Source organism: Kitasatospora sp. NPDC048540, from assembly GCF_040651175.1.
Taxonomy (GTDB): Bacteria; Actinomycetota; Actinomycetes; order Streptomycetales; family Streptomycetaceae; genus Kitasatospora.
This window is the reverse complement of the sequence record NZ_JBEZIR010000111.1, coordinates 23877-30215: the sequence shown is the minus strand read 5'-3', so window position 1 is coordinate 30215 and position 6339 is coordinate 23877. Positions and strand designations below refer to the sequence as shown.

Sequence of the window (6339 nt, the reverse complement as noted above, 5' to 3'; positions counted from 1 at the left end):
TTGCGGCGGGCGGTCCGGTTCGGGCGGGCGGGCGGGCCGGCTGTCTAGCCCCGGGTCAGCTTCTTGTAGGTGGCCCGGTGCGGACGGGCGGCGTCGGCGCCCAGCCGCTCGATCTTGTTCTTCTCGTAGGACTCGAAGTTGCCCTCGAACCAGAACCACTTGCTCTCGCCCTCGTAGGCGAGGATGTGGGTGGCCACCCGGTCCAGGAACCAGCGGTCGTGGGAGATGACCACGGCGCAGCCCGGGAACTCCAGCAGCGCATTCTCCAGCGAGGAGAGCGTCTCGACGTCGAGGTCGTTGGTGGGCTCGTCGAGGAGCAGCAGGTTGCCGCCCTGCTTGAGGGTGAGCGCCAGGTTCAGGCGGTTGCGCTCACCACCGGAGAGCACCCCGGCCGGCTTCTGCTGGTCCGGGCCCTTGAAGCCGAACGCCGAGACGTAGGCGCGGGACGGCATCTCGACCTGGCCGACGTTGATCCAGTCGAGGCCGTCGGAGACGACCTCCCACAGGGTCTTCTTCGGGTCGATGTTGGCGCGGCTCTGGTCGACGTAGCTGATCTTGACGGTCTCGCCGACCTTGACCGTGCCGCCGTCCGGGGTCTCCAGGTCCTGGAGCATCTTGAACAGCGTGGTCTTGCCGGCACCGTTCGGGCCGATCACGCCGACGATGCCGTTGCGCGGGAGGGTGAAGCTCAGGTCGTCGATCAGGAGCTTCTCGCCGAAGCCCTTGGAGAGGTTGTTGACCTCGATGACGATGCTGCCCAGACGCGGGCCCGGCGGGATCTGGATCTCCTCGAAGTCCAGCTTCCGCATCTTGTCGGCCTCGGCCGCCATCTCCTCGTACCGGGCGAGCCGGGCCTTGGACTTGGCCTGCCGGCCCTTGGCGTTGGAGCGGACCCACTCGAGCTCGTCCTTGAGCCGCTTGGCGCGCTTGGCGTCCTTCTGGCCCTCGACCTTGAGACGGGACTGCTTGGTCTCGAGGTACGTGGAGTAGTTGCCCTCGTACGGGTAGGCGCGGCCGCGGTCGAGCTCCAGGATCCACTCGGCGACGTTGTCCAGGAAGTACCGGTCGTGGGTGACGGCGACGACGGTGCCCGCGTACTTCTCCAGGTGCTGCTCCAGCCAGTTCACCGACTCGGCGTCGAGGTGGTTGGTGGGCTCGTCGAGCAGCAGCAGGTCCGGGGCCTCGAGCAGCAGCTTGCACAGCGCCACCCGGCGGCGCTCGCCACCGGAGAGCTTGGTGACCGGCCAGTCGCCGGGCGGGCACCCCAGCGCGTCCATGGCCTGCTCGAGCTGTGCGTCGAGGTCCCAGGCGTTGGCGTGGTCCAGGTCCTCCTGGAGCCGGCCCATCTCCTCGAGCAGTTCGTCCGAGTAGTCGGTCGCCATCAGCTCGGCGATCTCGTTGAACCGGTTGAGCTTGCCCTTGATCTCCTTGACGCCGTCCTCGACGTTCTCCAGGACGGTCTTGGACTCGTCGAGCGGGGGCTCCTGCTGGAGCATGCCGACGGTGAAGCCCGGCGAGAGGAAGGCATCGCCGTTGGACGGCTGGTCCAGGCCCGCCATCATCCGCAGCACGGTCGACTTACCGGCGCCGTTGGGGCCGACGACGCCGATCTTCGCCCCGGGGAGGAAGCTGAGCGTCACGTCGTCAAGGATGACCTTGTCGCCGTGTGCCTTGCGCACCTTGCGCATGGTGTAGATGTATTCCGCCACGTGAGATCGCTCCGGCGTCGTCGTGAGTAATCGGCTTGCAGCCTTCCATTGTGCCGCACCGGGCGGGGCCGCACTGACGGCCGGGCCCCGGCGGGCGGCCCCGGCGACGCGACCCGACCGGGCGCGGGCGCCCCGGAAGTACGCGTGAACTCCGCGGGAACTCTCCCCGTGCTTCCCCGAACCCGGTACTCCTCCAGCACTCCCCCGGAACTCCCCCGGACGAAGGTCGGCGCAGCGCGGCTGCGGGCGGGGCGAGCGCCGGGCAGGGCGGGGCGGGCGACGGGCCTGTCAGGGGCTGACGGGACCTGGAAGGGGCCGTAGCGGCCACCGGGACCGCGCGCCGGGCTCCGGACAGGTGGCGCGGCGGCGCCCGCCGGGAGTCCCGCCGAGACCCCCGCCGCGGGGCGCACCGGGCGCGGGCCCGGCGGGACCGGCGGGACCGGTTCGGCCGGGCTGCGGGACCAACGGCGGACGGCGGACGGCGGACGGCGGACGGTCCCGCCCCCCGCTCAGCGCGGGCGACGGGACCGTCCTGGTTGCTCGGACCTCAGTGCTCAGGGGCGTGGGCCCCGGAGGTGGGGTCAGGCAGCGTTGCGGCTGTGGCGGCCGCGGCGGCGCAGGGCGAACACCGCACCGGCGCCGGCGACGACCAGGGCGCCGGCCACGCCGGCCAGGATCCCGGTGCCGCTACCGCCACCGGTGGAGGCCAGGTTCGGGCCGCCGGTGGTGGCGTTGCCGGCCGGGGTGGACGGCGAGGCCGACGGGGTCTGGCCGCCGGTGCCGCCACCGGTGGTGCTGGAGACCTTGCAGTCGAGGACGCCGGTGAACTCCTTGGTGAAGTTCGGGCCGGTCACCTTGATGCTGTAGGACGCGTCCTCGGCGACCGGGACCAGGACGGTCTCGGTCTTGCCGGCCTCGACCTTGACGGTCTTGCCGGGCGCGACGGTCACGTCGGCGGACTCGTCACCGCCGTTGGTGACGGTGACCTGGACGCCGTTCTTGGCGCAGTCGATCTTCGCGGAGGCCGACAGCTGCGGGCCCTTCGCCTGGGTCCAGGTGGCCTGGGCGGACTTGGCCACCGTGACCTCCTCGGAACCCGCGAGGATCATGCTCTGGCTGTGCTTCTCCGGGGTGTAGCCCACGCTCAGGAAGACCCGGCCGGTCTGCACGACGGTGGTCGCGGTGGCGTTCACCTTCGCGGAACCGGCCGCGGTGCCCGCCGGGACGTCCAGGAAGAGCTGGGTGTCCTTGGCGATCGGGCCGTTGAGGGTGGTGACGGCCTTGCCGTCCTTGTCGAGCAGCTTGACCTTGCCGCCGGAGGCGTCGTCGGAGAGCGAGAGCTTGACCGACTCGGCGCTGCTGTTCAGCGTGAACGGGCCGAGCTTGGTGCCCGACTTGCCGTTCACCGACGCGGGGTCGAGGTCCAGCGACGGCTTGGGCTCGGGCATGCCGGTGTTGGCGGAACCCGCGAGGTACTCGGTGAGCTGCTTGGCCTCCGGGTCCAGCGGGGTGGCCGAGGTCTTGTTGTCGGAGAAGCGCCAGATCGCCGCCTGGGTACCGGCAGCGGCGTCCTCCTTCTCGAGGTCACCGGTGATGCCGGCGGCCTTCTTGATCGCGTCGATGTCGAGCTTCGGGTAGGAGTGCTCGAGGATCCAGCGGATCTTGCCCGCCGCCTCGGCCTTGCCCGGGGCGCCCAGCGAGCTGGAGGACCAGTCCGACTCCTGGTACTTGATGTTGCCCTTGATGTCGACACCGTGGTCGACGTCGATGCAGTAGGTCTGGATCTTCTTGCCGTCGGCCGTGAGCAGTGTGAAGAGGCCACCGTCGATCTTGTGGTTGGCGTCGACCTGCACGGGACCGCTCAGCATGGTCGGCTGGATCGTTGCGGTGATCCCCGAACCCGACTCTCCGTCGGCAACCGGTGCCGCGCCTGCTGCGAAGGCGCTTCCGGCCACGGCCAGGCTCGATGCGAGCATGACAGTCGCCATACGGGAGAGAGCCCGCCCCTGCTTGTGGAACATGTGTTGATCCCTTCGGGCCTGACCGCCCTGCTGGCCGGTCGCCCCTGCAATGCGGCGCCCCCTGTGACGCCACAGCACCTGTGTGGACCAGACGCATCCTATTGACCGGCCGGGTCGTTCAAACCCGTGTAGCAAACCAGGACAGTTCCGTAGCTATATCGTTATCAAACAGCTGATCATCGGCAGTTGTTGACGCTTCGACAGAATGTCACGGCGATTCCGGGGGTAGCCGAACTCTGCACTCGACACCCCCCGAAGTGCCGGGATATCGATCAGTTTTGAACCTTAGTCGACAAGTACCCCCCTCGCCGACACAACTCCACCACCGGCCTCACCCGCCACCTCCACCCCCGGCCAACTCCCCTACCGAACCGCCCACATCGCCCACACGGGGCACTTCGGCCGTAGCGGACACATCGCCCGGATCGGCACCTCCGCGCGCCCGCACCGCCTCGACGATCCAGCCGGGCACCGCCTCCTCCAGCGACGCCACGGCGGGCGGGAGTTCGGGCCGTCCGCCGCGGGCCGGCAGGCCCGACGGCCCCGCCACCAGCTCCGGCCTGGCCTGCACCGCCCGCCGGAACGCCGAGGTGCCGCGGGACAGGTCGTGGCCGACCACCCGGGCGTCGATCTCGACCACGGCACGCCGACGCTCCTCGTCCTCCCACTCCCTGACCCGCAGCCGGCCACTCACCACGACCGGATCGCCCTTGCTCACCGAGCTGACCAGGTTGGTGGCCAGCCAGCGCCAGGCGACCACCGTCACCCAGCTGGTGTCGCCGTCCACCCAGTCGCCGCTGCCGCGGTCGAAGCGGCGCTCGGTGGCCGCCATCCGGAAGTTGGCGACGGGCACACCGGCGGCCGTCTGCGCATAGCTGACCACCGAGGCAACGTTGCCGACCATGGTCACCAGGGTCTCGTTCATGATCTCGTCCTCCCGCTCTCCGGCCCGGTCGTCCGCCGGCCCGCTCGTCCTCCATATGGCAGCCCCACCCGCTGACGGCCATTCAGCAACCCACGGACCGTCGGCCCGGGACGCCTCCCGGGACACCGCCCGCCCACCGCGGCCGAGCGGATCCACCGGACGGCCGGGCCCGTACGGAATCCCCCGCGAGCATTCCCGGGACAATCCGCCGTGGATGAGAGTGCAATCCGCGGCGACCTTGCGCCAGGAGCATCCGAATTCCCGTGGAAAACTCCCGGCTGTGGATAACCCGAATACCTCGACCGAGTGAATTCCCCCCTGAATTCAATTGACTCGGGAACTCTCGGTCCACGCGGACATGACAACGAATCACGCAAACCGCACATCCCGCCAGGACCCGAACGAGTGGCCGGGCAGACGTCCAGGGCATGTCATCCGACCGAAGTAACCCAAATCCGGCCCCCACCCGACATGACCGCCGGGTATTCTCCGCACCGAATCCATAACGGGTGGGGAGGCAGCCCCGTAACGACTGCACAACGTCCGGCTCCAGGGCCCCCCAGGGCGCTGCACGTCCGGCTGCTACCTGCGATTATCGGACGGCTCCACCAAGGCCGACACACCCGACCCGACACCTGAACGCCCGGTGGAGGATCCCGACACCCGTATCCTGTCCCGGAACATCCAGCCCCCGGCCAGGGGTCGGGTGACGCCCGCCCGCCGGGCACCCGAGAGACCTGCTCGCGGCCGCCACAATGCGTCCTCGGTCCCTCACTCAGCGCAGTCGACGGCCGGTTTTCCCGGCCCGTCACCCCGCCCGGCCCCCATAGCTCAGCGGATAGAGCACCCGCCTTCTAAGCGGTAGGTCGCAGGTTCGAATCCTGCTGGGGGCACCTCGCCTGCACGGAACCGCCCGAATCGCCCGGCGCTATCGCACGCCGCCGCTATCGCGCACACCGGCCGGGCCCGCCGGGCCGTCGGCCGCGCGGGTCGCACCCGGCCGGGCCGGCGCCGCCGCGAGGCCGTCCAGATAGAGGTCCACCAGCTCGATCTGCCGCTGCGCCGGGTACTCCTGCGGCGCGAACAGCACCTGCACCACCAGCCCCAGGACGAAGCTCTGCGCGGCCGCCGCCACTTCCTGCGGGGCCCGCCCCGGCGGCAGTTCACCGAGCCGCCGGGCCTCCGCGACGTGCTCCGCCATCACCCGCCGGGCCCGCCGGTAGCGCTCCGCGTGCTCGGCCGCCAGCTCGGGGTCGGACAGCGCCACGTCCCAGGAGCCGACCCAGATCCGGTTGTCCGCCGCACTCTGCGCGGAGAGCGGGAGGATGTCGAGCAGGACGGCCCGCAGCATCGCCAGTCCCGCGCCGGCCCGTTCGGCGGCCGGCCGCGGCCGCTCGGCGGAGCGGCGGTCCAGCACCTCCAGCGCGTGCCGCACCAGGGCCCGCTTGTTGGGGAAGTAGTGGGTAAGCAGGCCGGTCGAGGCCCCCATCTCGGCGGCCACTGCCCGCAGGGTCAGAGCGCCGAAGCCGCCCTCGGCCAGCACCCGCCATACCGCCTCCGAGACGTCGGCCCGGCGGGCTTCGTGGTCTCCACGCGCTGGCGTCATGCCGGACATGCTACCTACCAAACGTTTGTTATGTACGCTGGCACCGCTCTCGATCCCCCTGTCCGGCCGGAGGCCGCC

4 protein-coding genes and 1 tRNA gene are annotated in these 6339 nt (G+C 70.4%); 1 reads left to right on the top strand and 4 read right to left on the bottom strand.

What is annotated here, in order from left to right:
* Positions 1-44: 44 nt before the first annotated feature.
* From ettA to ssb, 3 genes are all read right to left on the bottom strand, one after another.
* Entirely contained in the window at positions 45-1709 is a 1665-nt protein-coding gene (gene ettA, locus AB0D08_RS31415) for an energy-dependent translational throttle protein EttA (protein WP_033819219.1), read from the bottom strand.
* Between the two features lie 581 nt (positions 1710-2290).
* On the bottom strand, positions 2291-3685 hold the full coding sequence (locus tag AB0D08_RS31410; protein WP_158515630.1) for a Cys-Gln thioester bond-forming surface protein: 1395 nt from the start codon (positions 3683-3685) through the stop codon (positions 2291-2293).
* A gap of 376 nt (positions 3686-4061) precedes the next feature.
* On the bottom strand, positions 4062-4655 hold the full coding sequence (ssb, locus tag AB0D08_RS31405; RefSeq protein ID WP_359893630.1) for a single-stranded DNA-binding protein: 594 nt from the start codon (positions 4653-4655) through the stop codon (positions 4062-4064).
* Between the two features lie 820 nt (positions 4656-5475).
* Between ssb and AB0D08_RS31400 the strand changes: the two genes are divergently transcribed.
* A tRNA-Arg gene (locus AB0D08_RS31400) sits at positions 5476-5548 on the top strand.
* 35 nt (positions 5549-5583) lie between these two features.
* Here AB0D08_RS31400 and AB0D08_RS31395 read toward each other — a convergent pair.
* Positions 5584-6261, bottom strand: coding sequence for a TetR/AcrR family transcriptional regulator (locus AB0D08_RS31395; protein WP_082527114.1), 678 nt, complete (start codon positions 6259-6261; stop codon positions 5584-5586).
* Between the last annotated feature and the right edge of the window lie 78 nt (positions 6262-6339).

Bases quoted from the DNA above. Each gene is read 5' to 3' on its own strand.
- AB0D08_RS31410 (WP_158515630.1), bottom strand. From the start codon at position 3,685: ATGCTCGCATCGAGCCTGGCCGTGGCCGGAAGCGCCTTCGCAGCAGGC.
- ssb (WP_359893630.1), bottom strand. From the start codon at position 4,655: ATGAACGAGACCCTGGTGACCATGGTCGGCAACGTTGCCTCGGTGGTC.
- AB0D08_RS31395 (WP_082527114.1), bottom strand. From the start codon at position 6,261: ATGACGCCAGCGCGTGGAGACCACGAAGCCCGCCGGGCCGACGTCTCG.